Origin of the sequence: Paraburkholderia sp. RL18-101-BIB-B, assembly GCF_046026985.1 — a bacterium.
Classification (GTDB): domain Bacteria; phylum Pseudomonadota; class Gammaproteobacteria; order Burkholderiales; family Burkholderiaceae; genus Paraburkholderia.
In genome coordinates this window covers 307,309-320,950 of record NZ_JARESV010000002.1, presented here as the reverse complement: position 1 = coordinate 320,950, position 13,642 = coordinate 307,309, and the positions used below count along the sequence as shown (strand labels likewise).

14 protein-coding genes are annotated in these 13,642 nt (G+C 64.0%); 8 read left to right on the top strand and 6 right to left on the bottom strand.

Features of this window, described 5'->3' with window-relative positions:
* Positions 1–8 precede the first annotated feature (8 nt).
* Positions 9–1,412: a M20 family metallopeptidase gene (locus P0D73_RS04430; RefSeq protein ID WP_408429946.1), complete on the bottom strand. Its 1,404-nt coding sequence runs from the start codon at positions 1,410–1,412 to the stop codon at positions 9–11.
* Positions 1,413–1,639: 227 nt separating this feature from the next.
* Here P0D73_RS04430 and P0D73_RS04425 point away from each other — a divergent pair, with 227 nt between their 5' ends.
* The gene (locus P0D73_RS04425; protein ID WP_408175617.1) at positions 1,640–2,602 is read left to right on the top strand and encodes a LysR family transcriptional regulator; all 963 of its coding nucleotides are present in this window, start codon (positions 1,640–1,642) and stop codon (positions 2,600–2,602) included.
* Positions 2,603–2,944: 342 nt separating this feature from the next.
* Positions 2,945–3,367: a hypothetical protein gene (locus P0D73_RS04420; RefSeq protein WP_106283591.1), complete on the top strand. Its 423-nt coding sequence runs from the start codon at positions 2,945–2,947 to the stop codon at positions 3,365–3,367.
* 86 nt (positions 3,368–3,453) lie between these two features.
* Here the strand turns inward: P0D73_RS04420 and P0D73_RS04415 are convergent, their stop codons facing one another.
* Positions 3,454–4,281: an ABC transporter permease gene (locus P0D73_RS04415; RefSeq protein WP_408175616.1), complete on the bottom strand. Its 828-nt coding sequence runs from the start codon at positions 4,279–4,281 to the stop codon at positions 3,454–3,456.
* Between the two features lie 94 nt (positions 4,282–4,375).
* The gene (nodI, locus tag P0D73_RS04410) at positions 4,376–5,290 is read right to left on the bottom strand and encodes a nodulation factor ABC transporter ATP-binding protein NodI (RefSeq protein WP_012432785.1); all 915 of its coding nucleotides are present in this window, start codon (positions 5,288–5,290) and stop codon (positions 4,376–4,378) included.
* Between the two features lie 288 nt (positions 5,291–5,578).
* Between nodI and P0D73_RS04405 the strand changes: the two genes are divergently transcribed.
* The gene (locus tag P0D73_RS04405; protein ID WP_091794608.1) at positions 5,579–6,043 is read left to right on the top strand and encodes a universal stress protein; all 465 of its coding nucleotides are present in this window, start codon (positions 5,579–5,581) and stop codon (positions 6,041–6,043) included.
* A gap of 49 nt (positions 6,044–6,092) precedes the next feature.
* Here the strand turns inward: P0D73_RS04405 and P0D73_RS04400 are convergent, their stop codons facing one another.
* From P0D73_RS04400 to lexA, 3 genes are all read right to left on the bottom strand, one after another.
* Positions 6,093–6,761 (bottom strand): DUF2939 domain-containing protein, encoded by a 669-nt coding sequence (locus tag P0D73_RS04400; protein WP_408429941.1) that lies wholly within the window; start codon positions 6,759–6,761, stop codon positions 6,093–6,095.
* Between the two features lie 107 nt (positions 6,762–6,868).
* The gene (locus tag P0D73_RS04395) at positions 6,869–7,213 is read right to left on the bottom strand and encodes a hypothetical protein (protein WP_132374847.1); all 345 of its coding nucleotides are present in this window, start codon (positions 7,211–7,213) and stop codon (positions 6,869–6,871) included.
* A 72-nt stretch (positions 7,214–7,285) separates the two neighbouring features.
* Positions 7,286–7,936: a transcriptional repressor LexA gene (gene lexA / locus P0D73_RS04390; protein ID WP_012432789.1), complete on the bottom strand. Its 651-nt coding sequence runs from the start codon at positions 7,934–7,936 to the stop codon at positions 7,286–7,288.
* A 313-nt stretch (positions 7,937–8,249) separates the two neighbouring features.
* On the opposite strand from lexA, the gene P0D73_RS04385 reads away from it, so the two are divergent.
* The 5 genes from P0D73_RS04385 to P0D73_RS04365 all read left to right on the top strand — a co-directional run bounded on the left by P0D73_RS04385 (position 8,250) and on the right by P0D73_RS04365 (position 13,436).
* Entirely contained in the window at positions 8,250–9,290 is a 1,041-nt protein-coding gene (locus P0D73_RS04385; RefSeq protein ID WP_408288178.1) for a sulfate ABC transporter substrate-binding protein, read from the top strand.
* Positions 9,291–9,428: 138 nt separating this feature from the next.
* Positions 9,429–10,331 carry a sulfate ABC transporter permease subunit CysT gene (gene cysT, locus P0D73_RS04380; protein WP_408429938.1) on the top strand — a complete coding sequence of 301 codons (903 nt, stop codon included), beginning with the start codon at positions 9,429–9,431 and terminating at the stop codon, positions 10,329–10,331.
* The gene (gene cysW, locus P0D73_RS04375; RefSeq protein WP_408175609.1) at positions 10,328–11,368 is read left to right on the top strand and encodes a sulfate ABC transporter permease subunit CysW; all 1,041 of its coding nucleotides are present in this window, start codon (positions 10,328–10,330) and stop codon (positions 11,366–11,368) included. The genes cysT and cysW overlap by 4 nt, the downstream gene beginning before the upstream one ends.
* Positions 11,368–12,426 (top strand): sulfate/molybdate ABC transporter ATP-binding protein, encoded by a 1,059-nt coding sequence (locus tag P0D73_RS04370; RefSeq protein WP_012432793.1) that lies wholly within the window; start codon positions 11,368–11,370, stop codon positions 12,424–12,426. The genes cysW and P0D73_RS04370 overlap by 1 nt, the downstream gene beginning before the upstream one ends.
* A gap of 83 nt (positions 12,427–12,509) precedes the next feature.
* Complete coding sequence (locus P0D73_RS04365) at positions 12,510–13,436, top strand: CysB family HTH-type transcriptional regulator (RefSeq protein ID WP_106283582.1); 927 nt, start codon at positions 12,510–12,512, stop codon at positions 13,434–13,436.
* The last annotated feature ends 206 nt before the right edge of the window (positions 13,437–13,642 follow it).

The following is a 13,642-nucleotide window of genomic DNA, read 5'->3' as shown; positions in this document are numbered from 1 at the left end:
GGCGTCGCTCAGGTTGCGGCGTGAGGTACGGCGCGCGGCGAGTTCTCGCCGAGATCCCAGAAGAGGCCCGCCATGATCTGCAGGCCTTCGCGCACGACCGGGCCGAGCAGGTGCTCGTTCGGCGCGTGCTGCGAACAGGCGGGGTAGGAGTGCGGCACCCAGATGGTCGGCAGGCCGAGCGTGTCGGCGAACACTTCGTTGGGCAGCGTGCCGCCCAGATTCGGCAGCACGGCGGTCTTCTTGCCGGTGGTCTGCTCAAGCGAGGCGATCGCCCAGGTGACCCACGGATCGTCCGGGTTCAGACGCGTGGCGGGCGCGCCGCGCTCGACGTCGATCCGCACCTGCGAGAAGCCGTGCGCATCCAGATGCATGCGCAGATGCCGTTCGAGGTTGTCCCAATCGGTGCCGACCACGAAGCGCAACTGGCAATGCGCGAACGCCGACGACGGGATTGCATTGACCGGGTTCTCCGGATTGCCGGCCTTGAACGCGAGTATTTCGAAGCTGTTCCAGCCGAACACGCGCTCAGGCGCGGAGAGGCCGGGCTCGCCCCAGTTCTCGTCGACGGCCGGATCGCCCGGGCCGCCGCCTACCGTGATATCCGCGAGAGCACGGCGCACCGCTTCGGGAATCGGCGGCGGCCGCAAACCGTCGACAGCGATCACGCCGCGCGCGTCGACGAGGCTCGCCAACGCGTTCGCGAGCACCGTGGCCGGATTGCGCAGCAGACCGCCCCAATTGCCCGAATGATGCGCGCCGTCGCGCAGATTCAACGACAGCTTGAAGTTCACCGAGCCGCGCGAGCCGAGGAACACGGTGGGGCGGCGCGCGGCAAGACGCGGACCGTCTGAGGCGATCAACACGTCGGCGGCCAGTTCTTCACGGTGCGCGTGGCAGATCGCGTCGAGTCCGGGCGAGCCGGTTTCCTCGCCCATCTCGATCAGCAGCTTCGCGTTGAAGCCGAGCTTGCCGTCGCGCGCGGCCAGCACGCTCGCCAGCGCGGCGAGGTTGATGCTGTGCTGGCCTTTGTTGTCGGCGGTGCCGCGGCCGAACCAACGCTCGCCTTCGACGGTCACGGCCCACGGCGTGAGCGGCGCGCGCCACTGGCTGTCGTAGCCGCGCACCACGTCGCCGTGGCCGTAGATCAGCACGGTCGGCAGATGATCGCCCTCGTGGCGGCTCGCGATCAGGAAGGGCCCGAAGCCATCCACCGGATTCGTGACGATGCGCGTGCGGAAACCGAGGGCCGCCGCTTCGGGCGTGATCTCGTCGGTCAGATACGACAGCAGTGTGGCGGCGCGATCGTCCTCCTGACTTTCGGTGCGAAAACCGACGCGACGGTTGAGGGTCTCGAGAAAGGCGCCGGATTCGAAATGCTGGGTGGCGTGCTCGATGGCCTGTGTGCGGCTCATGGGTGTCTTCAATGCGGGCGGAATGTGGGGGCGGGCGGCGCGTGGTCTTGTCTGATTTCGATTGGACGTAGCCTGCAGCTTCGAACCGATTCTAGAAGGCCGTTTTTTTTGTCACAATGATCGTCTTTCGAAGCTTGCGTTGCCGAAAAGGCAAAGCTCGCTGCATTGAGTTGAAGCGCTCGCGGACATTGGCTCGGCGGCGCATACCGTTGAACGAGGCACAAGGCATGGCACTTTCGCTGCATGGCATCGCGCTGCGCTATTTCGTCGAGGTCGCTCGCACCGGCTCGCTCAGCGACGCGTCCGCGCGCTTGCATGTCGCTGTCTCCGCGATCAGCCGGCAAGTGGCGCGGCTCGAAAGCGACCTCGGCGTCGCGCTGTTCGAGCGGCGTCCGCGCGGCATGGCGCTCTCGGAAGCCGGCGAGCGCCTGCTCGCCTACGCGCAGCGCAGCCTGCTCGAAGCCGAGCATGTGATGAAGGAGATCGGCGGCCTTGAGACCTTGCATGGCAGCATGATCAAGGTGGCGAGTTCCGAAGGCTTCGCCGCGGACTTCCTGCCCACCGCGATGGCAAGCTTCCGGGTTCAGTATCCGGGCATCGACTTCACGCTCTCGGTCATGTCGCCGGGCGAGGCGACCCGTCAGGTGCGCGACGGCGACGCCGACCTCGCGTTGACCTTTAGCCTCGCGCCGGAGAAGGGCGTCAAGGTCGAGCACACGGAACGCGCACCGGTGCTGGCGCTGCTGCGCGCCGATCATCCCTTGGCCGCGCGCGCGAAGGTGTCGCTCGCCGACTTGCAGCGCTATCCGCTCGTGCTGCCTGAACCCGGCACGACGATTCGTCAGTTGATCGACATTACCTGTGCGCTCGAAGGCGTCCTGCTCGAGCCCGAACTCACCTGCAACAACAGCGGCGCCATGTACCGCTACGCGCAGAAGTCCGGCGCGATCATGTTCACGGGTCTGCTGTCCGTGCGCGATCGTTATGCCGGCGATGGCTTCGTCGTGATGCCGATGACGCATCCGCAGATGCGCCAGCGCAGCATTCAGGTGCAGACCATGGCGGGGCGTGAACTGCCGCAATCGGTGAGGGCGTTCCGGGATCATCTGATCGCGGAAATCGCGGGCGCGAAGCCAGCCGATGCGGCTTCCTCGAAGGCCACGCGAAAGCGCAGCAGGAGCACGCGCTGACGGCTCCAGGGTTTGGAGAATCCACGCGGCATCTACGCGGCGAAACAGGGTTTGCGAGCGCCCGCGCATCACGAAGCAGGCTGGCCGCATGCGTGCGATAGCGATCCATTCGCTATCAAATGAAAGGCAAATGTCCCAGCCGGAACGCGAATCACGACCTAAACTGTGGTGGACGGGGCGGGTTGAAGACGCGGACTGCACGGCAGGCAATGCTGCAGTGCACGCACCGAAGGAAGTCACCTTGGGGACACCGGTGGTAGGATTCAGCCCGAAAAATGGACAGCGGCGCGCGCTCGAATTCGCGTGCCATCCACAACAGAGCGATAGGACTCAGGACATCGAATGGCGCAACAAAAAACAAACCCAAAACTTGAGCAGGCGCTGACGCGCGGGGATCTCGCAATCCGTCAGGCGAATTCGGCGCGGGCCACGGCGTTGCTGCGCGCGTTGGGCAAGATGATCGTGGACGCGTCGGCGACGATCGGCGTGGAAGCCTTCACACTGATTCCCGACGGCGACAAGATCTACGATCCGGCCGATGGGCTGTGGCCGCAGGAACTGCAGATCTCGCTCGACGGTCCCGTCGAAGAAGCCGATCCGGACGAAGTGCGTACGGTCCGTCTGATCGCCGACGATCCGGGCACGGTGTTCCGGGTCGAGTGGCAGCGCGCCGACGGCAAGATCGGGCGTCAGGACGGCGGCCCATTCGCCACGGTGGCGTTTATCTCCGACGTGGACATTCCGTGGACGGACGACGAGGACTAAGCAAGCCCGGTTCGCGACAGGCGCCGATGCCAGGTTGATTGCGGGTATCGGCGCCTGTGGTGCGTGGTTGTCGAAAGCCGGAAAACCTACTTCATCATCCGGCGCCGAAACAGAATCGCCGACACGATAAACCCGCCCACCGCATACGCGGCCAGCACGGCCACATGCCACAGCGCATTGTCGACGGGCCGGCCCAGCATGGCCGGCCGCATCAAGTCGACGGCATGCGCCAACGGCAACAGCTGGGTAGCGCCTCGCGCCACTGCGGGCAGTTGCGACACCGGAAAGAACACGCCGGATAGCAACAGCATCGGCGTCAACACCAGCGTCTGGTAAAACATGAAGAAGTCGTACGAAGGCGCAAGCGCTGTCACGACCATCGCGACGCTCGCAAACGCGAGCCCGGTCAGCACAATGACCGGCAACGCCAGCAGCATCGACGGAAAATTCGCGTAGCCCAATGCGCCGGCCACCAGCATGATCGCCGCGCCCGAGAGCACCGCCTTGCTGGCCGCCCAGATCACCTCGCCGAGCACGATGTCGCCGAGCGTCAGCGGCGTATGCATGATCGCTTCCCAGGTGCGTTGCACGTGCATGCGCGAGAAGCCCGAATACATCGACTCGAAACTCGCCGACATCATCACGCTCGAGGCCACCGTGCCCGCCGCGAGAAACGCGATATACGACACGCCGTCGACATGCCCCACCATCAGCCCCAGCCCGAAGCCGAGGCCGAACAGATAGATCATCGGATCGGCCAGGTTGCCGAACATCGAGGCGATCGCGAGCTTCTTCCACACCAGATAGTTGCGGCGCCACACGGCGATCCAGTTGCTTGCGTTCGCGGGAAAGGCGGCGAAGGCTTCCTGTTTCGACGGCGTATCGCCCGGGGTTTCGTAAGTGCGTGCGTCCATTGCGTGTCTCGTGCGGTGTTCCTCTACGGAACTTCCTTTTGGGGTGTCTTTGTATCTGTAGCGCGTTGCGTGCGAGTCCGGTCTCGATGCGCCTCTAATCCTGCATCTCGCGACCGGTGAGCCGCAGGAACACATCCTCCAGATTCGCCGGTCGATGCAGATAGCGCAGATCCGCGCGCTGCTTGAGCCGGGCATGCACCGGCTGCGCGTCGTTGACATAGCAGAACAGCGTCTCGCCGCTGATCTCGGTGCGCTCGACGAGCGGCGCCAGTTCATCGCGCAACGCCACCGGATCGGGCCCGAAGATCTCGATCACATCGCAACCGATCTCGGATGCGATCAACGCGCTCGGCGCGCCTTCCGCGATCTTGCGCCCTTCCTCGATCACGCACAGCCGGTGGCAGAGCCGTTCGGCTTCTTCCATGAAGTGCGTGGTCAGCAGAATGGTCTTGCCGCGCGCGAGCAAGGAGCGCAGCCGCTCCCAGATCAGATGCCGCGCCTGAGGATCGAGGCCGGTGGTCGGCTCGTCCATGATCAGCACATCGGGATCGTTGACGAGCGCGCGCGCCAACGTGAGGCGCCGCTTCATGCCGCCTGACAATTCGCTCACGCGCGCGTCCGCCTTGCTCTCGAGGCGCGCGAATTCGAGCAGCGACGGCACCATCGCGCGGCATTGCGCGGCGCTCAGGCCGAAGTAGCGGCCGAACACCAGCAGGTTCTCGCGTACCGTGAAGTCGGGATCGAGATTGTCGAACTGCGGCACCACGCCGACGCGCGCCCGCGCCACGCGCGCGCGGCCGGGGATCGGCTCGCCGCACAGACGGATCGTGCCCGCATCCGGTGCCGCGATACCGAGCAGCATGCGCAACGTGGTGGTTTTGCCTGCGCCGTTCGGGCCGAGCAGGCCGAAGCATTCGCCGGCGTTGACATGAAACGACAGTCCATCGACGACCGTTTTTTCGCCGTAGCTTTTTTTGACCTGATGAAATTCGATGGCGGCTTCGGGCATGGATCGAACGAGTCTCCGGAAAAAGACGTGAATGACGCGAATGGCCGGGGGAGGCCGCCTATTCTAGGGCATCGGCGGGACGCTGTTGGTTCGCCCCCGACAGTCCGAAGCGGGTTTCTTGCACTGCGGCATCGGCGCGCGGAGGACCCGCGGGCGGCTCGCGCACCTGTTTAGGGCGTCGTTAAGGGGCAGTTAGCGCACACTTAGCGTTTTCCATCCCTTGCAACCTGAATTGCGGCGCACCATGATTAATTCAGATCGCGCGTCCCGCGCGAAGGGAGAAAAATCATGGCGAGCTACCAGAAAATCCTGCTGTGCTACGACGGCTCGCGTGAAGGCCGCAAAGCACTACGTTGCGGCGCCGACCTGGCGTTGGATCTGAAAGCGGAAACGCACTTGTTGTCGGTCGTCGACATGCGTTCGAGCATTGCGCAAAGCGCGGGCCTGTTGACCGACGTGGCCTGCGGCAGTTTTGAAAAGACCGCGCGCGACATCCTGCAGGAAGGCGTGGACTGGCTCACGGAGCGAGGCGTGAGCGCCCAGGGGCATTTCGCGTTCGGCCATCCGATCGACGAGATTGCCAACCTCGCCAATGAATTGCATGTCGACCTGGTCGTGGTCGGCCACCGCTGCCGCACGGGTTTGTCGCGATGGTGGATGGGCGCGGGCAATACGCCGCTGCTCGACCGTGTCTCGTGCAGCATTCTGGTGGCGTGTTCTTCAGCGCAGGAGCAGCAGCAAGCGGCGGCTTGAGGCGGGCTAGTCACGTGACCGGCCGCCTCGGCCTGACGGCATCAGGTGATCACTCGTTCAGGTTGACCGCGGCCAGCTTCCACGTGAATACGCCCTCGCGCTGGAAGATCGCCGAGTAACGCGCGTCGCCGGCGCCATGCTGGTACGTGACGACGAACTCGTTGAGGCCGCGATAGCCCGCCGTGGTTTGCGGCGGTTGCGGTGGCGCGGAGTTGACATTGGCCGCGTTGCCGTTTGCGGGAGCTGCAGGCGCAGGTGCGGTCGCAGCGGCGTCCGGCGGATTATTCGCGGCCGGGGGCGCGGGTGGCCGCTCGCCCGGATCGCCGCGCGGCGGCATGCCGTTCAGCAAGGCCGCCACGCCGTCCGGTGTGGCATACGCATCCACGAGCGGACCGATCAACGCAACGCCGATCATCGCGCCAATGGCGGCCAATGGATTGCCGTTGCTGTGCGCGCCAAGCCGCCGTGTCAGCAAGCCGGCGACTTGCTCCTTCAGGCTCTCACGCAACGCGGGGAAGTCGACATACTGATTGACGGTTTGCGCGTCGCGCGCATCGGCCGCGCGTTTGAGATTGTTCAGCGCGATGTACGGTGTCGCGTAAGCAAACCCCAGCGCGGCGATCACCACGATCACGATCAGCGTGACGATCAGCGGCCGGGCGGCGCCGCCATGCATGCCGCGCTTGCTGCTGCGTTTGGTACGTTTTGAAACTGCCATCGAGTGGGACTCTCCATCAGGTGTGATCTAACGTGGACCGCAGCCACGCGAAAACGATCCCACGCAATACATCTCTCGCTGTCCCGTTCAAGACACATCAAGACCCATCAAGACTCGAACACCGCCCCATGCACGTTGGCTTCATCGGCGATGCAGCGGTCGATCATGCGGCAAACCGCGTCCATCGTGCCGACCATGATCAGACGCGACGGCCCGTGATAAACCCGCACCGGTGCGCGACGCGCCGGTTCCGCCGTATTCAAGCCCGAATTCAACGACACGCGGGCAAATGCCGGCATCGACGACGGCAGGCTCGGCGCGGCCTCGGGCGAGTCGAACAGCGACGGCGTGCCGAGCGTGGCCGCCTCGATCAATGAGCAGGGCACCAGCTTGCGAAGATGGCGCAGACGACCGAACTGGCGAAAGGGCAGCAGGCGGGCAAGACGTTCCATGAGACTCTCCAGGCGATGCAACGTTGATGCGACGTTGGCGCGGCTTCTTATTTTGTCGAACGGGCGAGAGGGTTAAAACTCGCCGGGGCGGATCAGCCCCACGGCGATACCCTCCAGCGCGAACTCCGCACTGCCGGTTTCAACGAAGATGTTTTCGTAATCGGGGTTCTCGGCGATCAGCTCGAGCCCGTTCGGCCTGCGCTTCAGGCGCTTGACCGTGACGTCGTCACCAAGCCGGGCAATGATGATCTGGCCGTCTTTGGCTTCGCTGCGCTTTTGTACCGCGAGCAGGTCGCCGTCGAAGATGCCCGCGTCGCGCATGGACAGCCCGCGCACCTTCAACAGGTAGTCGGGCTTGCTCGAGAACAGCGCCGGGTCGCACGCATAGTGCTGCGAGATATGTTCCTGCGCGAGGATCGGGCTGCCCGCGGCAACCCGCCCGATGAGCGGCAGCGACAGTTGCATGATGCTGGCGTGCGGCAGCGTGAACTGGTGCGGCGAGTCTTCCGGGCCGGCCAGCAGGCGAATGCCGCGCGATGCGCCGGCCGCGAGTTCGATCACGCCCTTGCGAGCCAGCGCGCGCAGATGTTCTTCTGCCGAGTTGGCCGAGCTGAAACCCAGCTCGGCGGCGATCTCCGCGCGGGTGGGCGGAAAGCCGGTGCGTTCGATAGCCCTGCGGATCAGATCGAAAACCTGCTGCTGTCGTGCGGTGAGTTTGGTCATGGCGCCACTGTATGTATGAACAGGTGACTGTATTTTTATACAGTATTCGGCGCAATTCAAGCTTTACTTTAAGTTCGGGGTGAAGGGTGTCGTTCCAGCGCCGTCAAGCGACGCTCAAACACCCGTTTTCCTGCCGCAACGCCTTATCCAGCTGTCATTACCACTTTTGCGTATTAAAGAATGAAGAAACATTATTTTTAATGATGAAAGCCCTTCGATAGACTGGCCTCCAGTTGGCGCTCATGTGCACGTGACCGCGACGTAAAAAGACACCACACGCTGTTTCAGCGGACACAACGCGGAGAAAGTTGACATGGATCACCAAGGTACGGGGCTGGCAGGCAGGACGAAAAAACTGATCGCGGCACTCGCATTGGGCGCGGCGGGCGCGCTCGGCGTGATGGCGCAGGCGCACGCCGCCGACACGACGCTGCTGAACGTGTCCTACGACCCGACGCGCGAGCTGTATCAGGACGTCAACCAGGCGTTCGGCAAGGAATGGAAGGCGAAGACGGGCGAGACGATCACCTTCAAGCAGTCGCACGGCGGCTCGGGCGCCCAGGCGCGCTCGGTGCTCGACGGCCTGCAGGCCGACGTGGTGACGCTGGCGCTTGCATACGATATCGACGCACTGGCCGGCAAGGGTTTGCTGGACAAGGGCTGGCAGAAGCGCTTGCCGGATAACGCGTCGCCGTACACGTCGACGATCGTGTTTCTGGTGCGCAAGGGCAACCCGAAGCACATCAAGGATTGGGACGATCTGACCAAGCCGGGCGTGTCGATCGTCACGCCGAATCCGAAGACCTCGGGCGGCGCGCGCTGGAACTACCTCGCGGCCTGGGCGTATGCCGAGCATCAACCGGGCGGCAATGATCAGAAGGCCAAGGAGTTCGTCGGCAAGCTCTATAAGAACGCCGGCGTGCTGGATTCGGGCGCGCGTGGCGCGACCACCAGCTTCGTGCAACGCGGTATCGGCGACGTGCTGATCGCGTGGGAAAACGAAGCATTCCTGTCGCTGAAGGAATTTGGTCCGGAGAAGTTCGAGATCGTGGTGCCGTCGGTCAGCATTCTGGCGGAGCCGCCGGTCGCCGTGGTGGACAAGGTCGTCGACAAGCACGGCACGCGCAAGGTCGCCGAAGCGTATCTGAACTTCCTGTATAGCGAGCAAGGGCAGGAGATCGCGGCGAAGAACTTCTACCGTCCGCGTTCGAACAAGGTGCCGGCTGAGCTGACCGCCAAGTTTCCGAAGCTGAAGCTGTACACGGTGGACGATTCGTTCGGCGGCTGGGCCAACGCGCAGAAGACGCACTTTGCCGATGGCGGCGTGTTCGATTCGATCTATCAACCGCAATAACACTGCCGATGCCGGAACCGGCATAGGCAACGAAGCGGCGCGGCAACGCGTCACTCCCAAGCGCGCCCATGGGCGCGCTTTTGGCCGCCAGGGCCCGGCGGCCGGCAACACGAGCATCAACCTGAACGAGTAACGAGCATGACGACGTTGACCTTCCGAAAACCGAGCGCGTTGCCCGGTTTTGGCCTGACACTCGGCATCACGGTGGCTTATCTGAGCCTCGTGGTGCTGATTCCGCTTGCGGCGACCTTTCTCAAGACCGCGACGCTCGACTGGAGCCAGTTCGTGCGGGCGGTGAGTTCGCCGCGCGTGCTCGCGTCGTATCGGCTCACCTTCTTTTCCGCGCTCGGCGGCGCGCTGATCAACGCGGTGTTCGGTTTTCTGGTGGCGTGGGTGCTGGTGCGCTACACGTTCCCGTTCAAACGTATCGTCGACGCCGTGGTCGATCTGCCGTTCGCGCTGCCCACCTCGGTCGCCGGCATTTCGCTCGCGGCCGTGTACGCGGGCAACGGCTGGATCGGGCAGTTCCTCGAACCGCTCGGCCTGAAGATCGCTTTTACGCCCGCGGGCGTGCTGGTCGCGCTGACGTTCATCGGCTTGCCGTTCGTCGTGCGCACGGTGCAGCCGGTGCTCGAAGAGTTCGAGCGTGAACAGGAAGAAGCGGCGGCGTGCCTCGGCGCCTCGCGCTGGCTGACGTTTCGCCGCGTGGTGTTGCCGGCGGTGTTTCCGGCCTTGTTGACGGGCTTCGCGTTGGCATTCGCCCGTGCGCTCGGCGAGTACGGTTCGGTGATTTTCATCGCCGGCAATGTGCCGATGAAGTCGGAAATCACGTCGCTGCTCATCATCACCAAGTTGGAGCAATACGACTACGCGGGTGCGACAGCGCTGGCGGTGGTGATGCTGGTCGTGTCGTTCCTGATGCTGCTCTTCATCAACACTTTGCAGTGGTATTTGCAGCGCCGCACGAGTCGCGGCGGTGCAGGCCCGGCGCCTGCCGCTGCGAGTGTCGCGGCGATCGGTATCGGCGGAGGTGCGCAATGAGCCGCCGCGCCGTGAACGAAGTAAATGGCGTGAACAACGCTGTAGCCGTGGCACCGCGCGCGCCGCTGAACGTCGCGCGCCGGCCCGATCCGGTCACCGAGCCGCCCGTTGTGCGCTGGATTCTGACCGGCGTCGCGCTGCTGTTTCTCGCGCTGTTTCTCGTCGTGCCGCTCGTCGCCGTGTTCTATCAGGCGTTGAACAAGGGGCTCGGTTTCTATCTGGAATCGCTCGCCGATCCGGACGCGCTCTCGGCGATCAAGCTCACCGTGATCACCGCCGCGATCGCGGTGCCGCTGAACCTCGTGTTCGGCCTCGCGGCTTCATGGTGTATCGCCAAGTTCGAGTTCCGCGGCAAGGCGCTGCTGACCACGCTGATCGATCTGCCGTTCTCGGTGTCGCCGGTGATCTCGGGCTTGATCTATGTCTTGATGTTCGGCGCGCAGGGCTGGTTCGGCCCGTGGCTGCAGGACCACAACATCCAGATCATTTTCGCGGTGCCGGGCATCGTGATGGCGACGATCTTCGTCACGTTCCCGTTCGTCGCGCGTGAACTGATTCCGCTGATGCAGGCACAAGGCAACGACGAAGAAGAAGCCGCGCACGTGCTCGGCGCGTCGGGCTGGCAGATCTTCCGCCGCGTCACGCTGCCCAACGTCAAATGGGGCCTGCTGTACGGCGTGATTCTGTGCAACGCGCGGGCGATGGGCGAGTTCGGCGCGGTGTCGGTGGTGTCGGGCCATATTCGCGGCCAGACCGACACCATGCCGCTGCACGTCGAAATCCTCTACAACGAATACAACTTCTCGGCGGCGTTTGCCGTGGCGTCGGTGCTGGCTCTGCTCGCACTCGTGACGCTCGGCCTGAAGCTGCTCGCCGAGCGCCATATGTCGGCGGAACTGTCGGCCGCGCGCGATGTGCCCGCGTACGCCGGGCCCGTCACGCCGCCGGCCAATGCCACACACGCAACACACGCAACACGCGCAACGCAAACAACGCATGCATCGCAGCAACACCCGCTCAAGCAAGGAGAGCTGTAATGGGTATCACCGTTCGTAACCTGCAGAAGCGCTTCGGCGATTTCGTCGCGCTCGATAACGTCTCGCTCGACTTTCCGCCGGGTGAACTGGTTGCGCTGCTCGGGCCGTCGGGTTGTGGCAAGACGACCTTGCTGCGCGTGATCGCGGGACTCGAATACGCCGATGGCGGCCAGGTCGTGCTGCAAGGCCAGGACGTGGCGACGGTCGGCGCACGCGAGCGGGAAGTGGGCTTCGTGTTCCAGCATTACGCGCTGTTCCGTCATATGACGGTGTTCGAGAACGTGGCGTTCGGCTTGCGCGTCAAGCCGCGCAAGGAGCGTCCCTCGGAAGCGGTGATTCGCGAGAAGGTGCATGAACTGCTCAAGCTCGTGCAACTCGACTGGCTCGCGCAACGCTATCCGTCGGAATTGTCGGGTGGCCAGCGGCAACGTATCGCGCTCGCGCGCGCGTTGGCGGTCGAGCCGAAAGTGCTGCTGCTCGATGAACCGTTCGGCGCGCTCGATGCGAAAGTGCGCAAGGAACTGCGCAGCTGGTTGCGGCGCCTGCACGACGATCTGCACATCTCGACGATCTTCGTTACGCACGATCAGGAAGAAGCGCTCGAAGTAGCCGATCGTATCGTCGTGCTCAATCGCGGGCACGTGGAGCAGGTGGGCAGTCCGCAGGACGTGTACGACCATCCGCAAACCTCGTTCGTCTATGAGTTTCTCGGCGCGGCCAACCGTTTGCACGGCAACGTCGACGCGAGCGGTTTCGTGGTTGACGGCGCGGCGCTGCCGGTCTCGATCAAGGCCGATTTCAGCGGCCCCGCGTTCGCCTACGTGCGTCCGCACGATCTGCAGTTGTATCCGCAGGCGTCCGGCCATCGCGAAGGCATCGTCGTCGACGTGCGGCGCGTGGTGACGCTGGGCGGCTCGGTGCGGGTCGAACTCGCGGGCCGCGAGGGCAATCTGCTCGAAGCCGAACTCGATCGCGAAGCGTGGCGCGATCTGCAACTCTCCATCGGCGACGGCGTGACCGCGGTGCCGCGCGCCTTGCGTGTTTTCCCGGCGCAATGAGCGTGCTCAGGCGCGCAGCAACACGACTCGGTGTTTCGATCAAACTCAAATAACTCAACTCTGGCTGAACCGGAGACATCAAGATGAATTTTCAGCAATTGCGCTTTGTGCGCGAAGCCGTGCGTCAGAACATGAATCTGACCGAGGTGGCGAACGTGCTGTACACGTCGCAGTCGGGCGTATCGAAACAGATCAAGGATCTCGAGGACGAACTCGGCGTCGACATTTTCATTCGACGCGGCAAGCGTCTCACGGGCCTCACCGAGCCGGGCAAGGCGGTGCATCAACTGATCGAGCGGATGCTGCTCGACGCCGAGAATCTGCGCCGCGTCGCGCGGCAGTACGCTGACCAGGATAGCGGGCACCTCGTCGTGGCCACCACCCACACGCAGGCGCGTTATGCGTTGCCGAAGGTGATCCGCCAATTCACCGAGGTGTTCCCGAAGGTGCATCTGGCGCTGCGTCAAGGCAGCCCGCAACAGATCGCGCAGATGATCATCAACGGCGAAGCGGACATCGGCATCTCGACCGAAGCGCTCGACCGCTTCCCGGATATCGTCACGTTCCCGTGCTATTCGTGGCATCACGTCGTGGTCGTGCCGAAAGATCATCCGCTGGTGGGCCGCCCGAATCTGACGCTCGACGAGATCGCCGAATTCCCGATCGTCACGTACGACCAGGATTTCACGGGCCGCTCGCATATCGACCAGGCATTCGCGAAAGCGGGTGCATTGCCCGACGTCGTGCTGACCGCAATCGACGCCGACGTGATCAAGACGTATGTCGAACTCGGCATGGGCATCGGCGTGGTCGCGGCGATGGCCTACGATCCGAAGCGCGATACGGAACTGGTCGCGCTCGACACGCAGCATCTGTTCGAGGCGAGCACGACGCGGGTCGGTTTGCGCAAGGGCGCGTTCCTGCGCGCGTACGCTTATCGGCTGATCGAGATGTTCGCGCCGCAGTTGAACGAAGCGGATATCGCCGCGCAGTTGCGCGAAGCGGTTTAAGGAATGCGCCGGGCTGTCGAGGTCCGGCGCGACAGGCCAATGGCGCCGCGCGGATCGTCCGCGGCGTCAGTGCGAACTTCATGCGGGCGGTGGCTGGCCTTGATGCAAACGGCACGCAAACTCGTGGCGCACAGAGCGCTGGTCTCATCCAGCTCCGAAACGAACGGACATCCGTTTTTTCACGCATGGCGGCGTGCGGCGCATCG

What these genes read in the sequence shown, in the direction of transcription:
- P0D73_RS04430 (WP_408429946.1), bottom strand. Translation starts at nt 1,412, where the DNA reads ATGAGCCGCACACAGGCCATCGAGCACGCCACCCAGCATTTCGAATCC.
- P0D73_RS04425 (WP_408175617.1), top strand. Translation starts at nt 1,640, where the DNA reads ATGGCACTTTCGCTGCATGGCATCGCGCTGCGCTATTTCGTCGAGGTC.
- P0D73_RS04420 (WP_106283591.1), top strand. Translation starts at nt 2,945, where the DNA reads ATGGCGCAACAAAAAACAAACCCAAAACTTGAGCAGGCGCTGACGCGC.
- P0D73_RS04415 (WP_408175616.1), bottom strand. Translation starts at nt 4,281, where the DNA reads ATGGACGCACGCACTTACGAAACCCCGGGCGATACGCCGTCGAAACAG.
- nodI (WP_012432785.1), bottom strand. Translation starts at nt 5,290, where the DNA reads ATGCCCGAAGCCGCCATCGAATTTCATCAGGTCAAAAAAAGCTACGGC.
- P0D73_RS04405 (WP_091794608.1), top strand. Translation starts at nt 5,579, where the DNA reads ATGGCGAGCTACCAGAAAATCCTGCTGTGCTACGACGGCTCGCGTGAA.
- P0D73_RS04400 (WP_408429941.1), bottom strand. Translation starts at nt 6,761, where the DNA reads ATGGCAGTTTCAAAACGTACCAAACGCAGCAGCAAGCGCGGCATGCAT.
- P0D73_RS04395 (WP_132374847.1), bottom strand. Translation starts at nt 7,213, where the DNA reads ATGGAACGTCTTGCCCGCCTGCTGCCCTTTCGCCAGTTCGGTCGTCTG.
- lexA (WP_012432789.1), bottom strand. Translation starts at nt 7,936, where the DNA reads ATGACCAAACTCACCGCACGACAGCAGCAGGTTTTCGATCTGATCCGC.
- P0D73_RS04385 (WP_408288178.1), top strand. Translation starts at nt 8,250, where the DNA reads ATGGATCACCAAGGTACGGGGCTGGCAGGCAGGACGAAAAAACTGATC.
- cysT (WP_408429938.1), top strand. Translation starts at nt 9,429, where the DNA reads ATGACGACGTTGACCTTCCGAAAACCGAGCGCGTTGCCCGGTTTTGGC.
- cysW (WP_408175609.1), top strand. Translation starts at nt 10,328, where the DNA reads ATGAGCCGCCGCGCCGTGAACGAAGTAAATGGCGTGAACAACGCTGTA.
- P0D73_RS04370 (WP_012432793.1), top strand. Translation starts at nt 11,368, where the DNA reads ATGGGTATCACCGTTCGTAACCTGCAGAAGCGCTTCGGCGATTTCGTC.
- P0D73_RS04365 (WP_106283582.1), top strand. Translation starts at nt 12,510, where the DNA reads ATGAATTTTCAGCAATTGCGCTTTGTGCGCGAAGCCGTGCGTCAGAAC.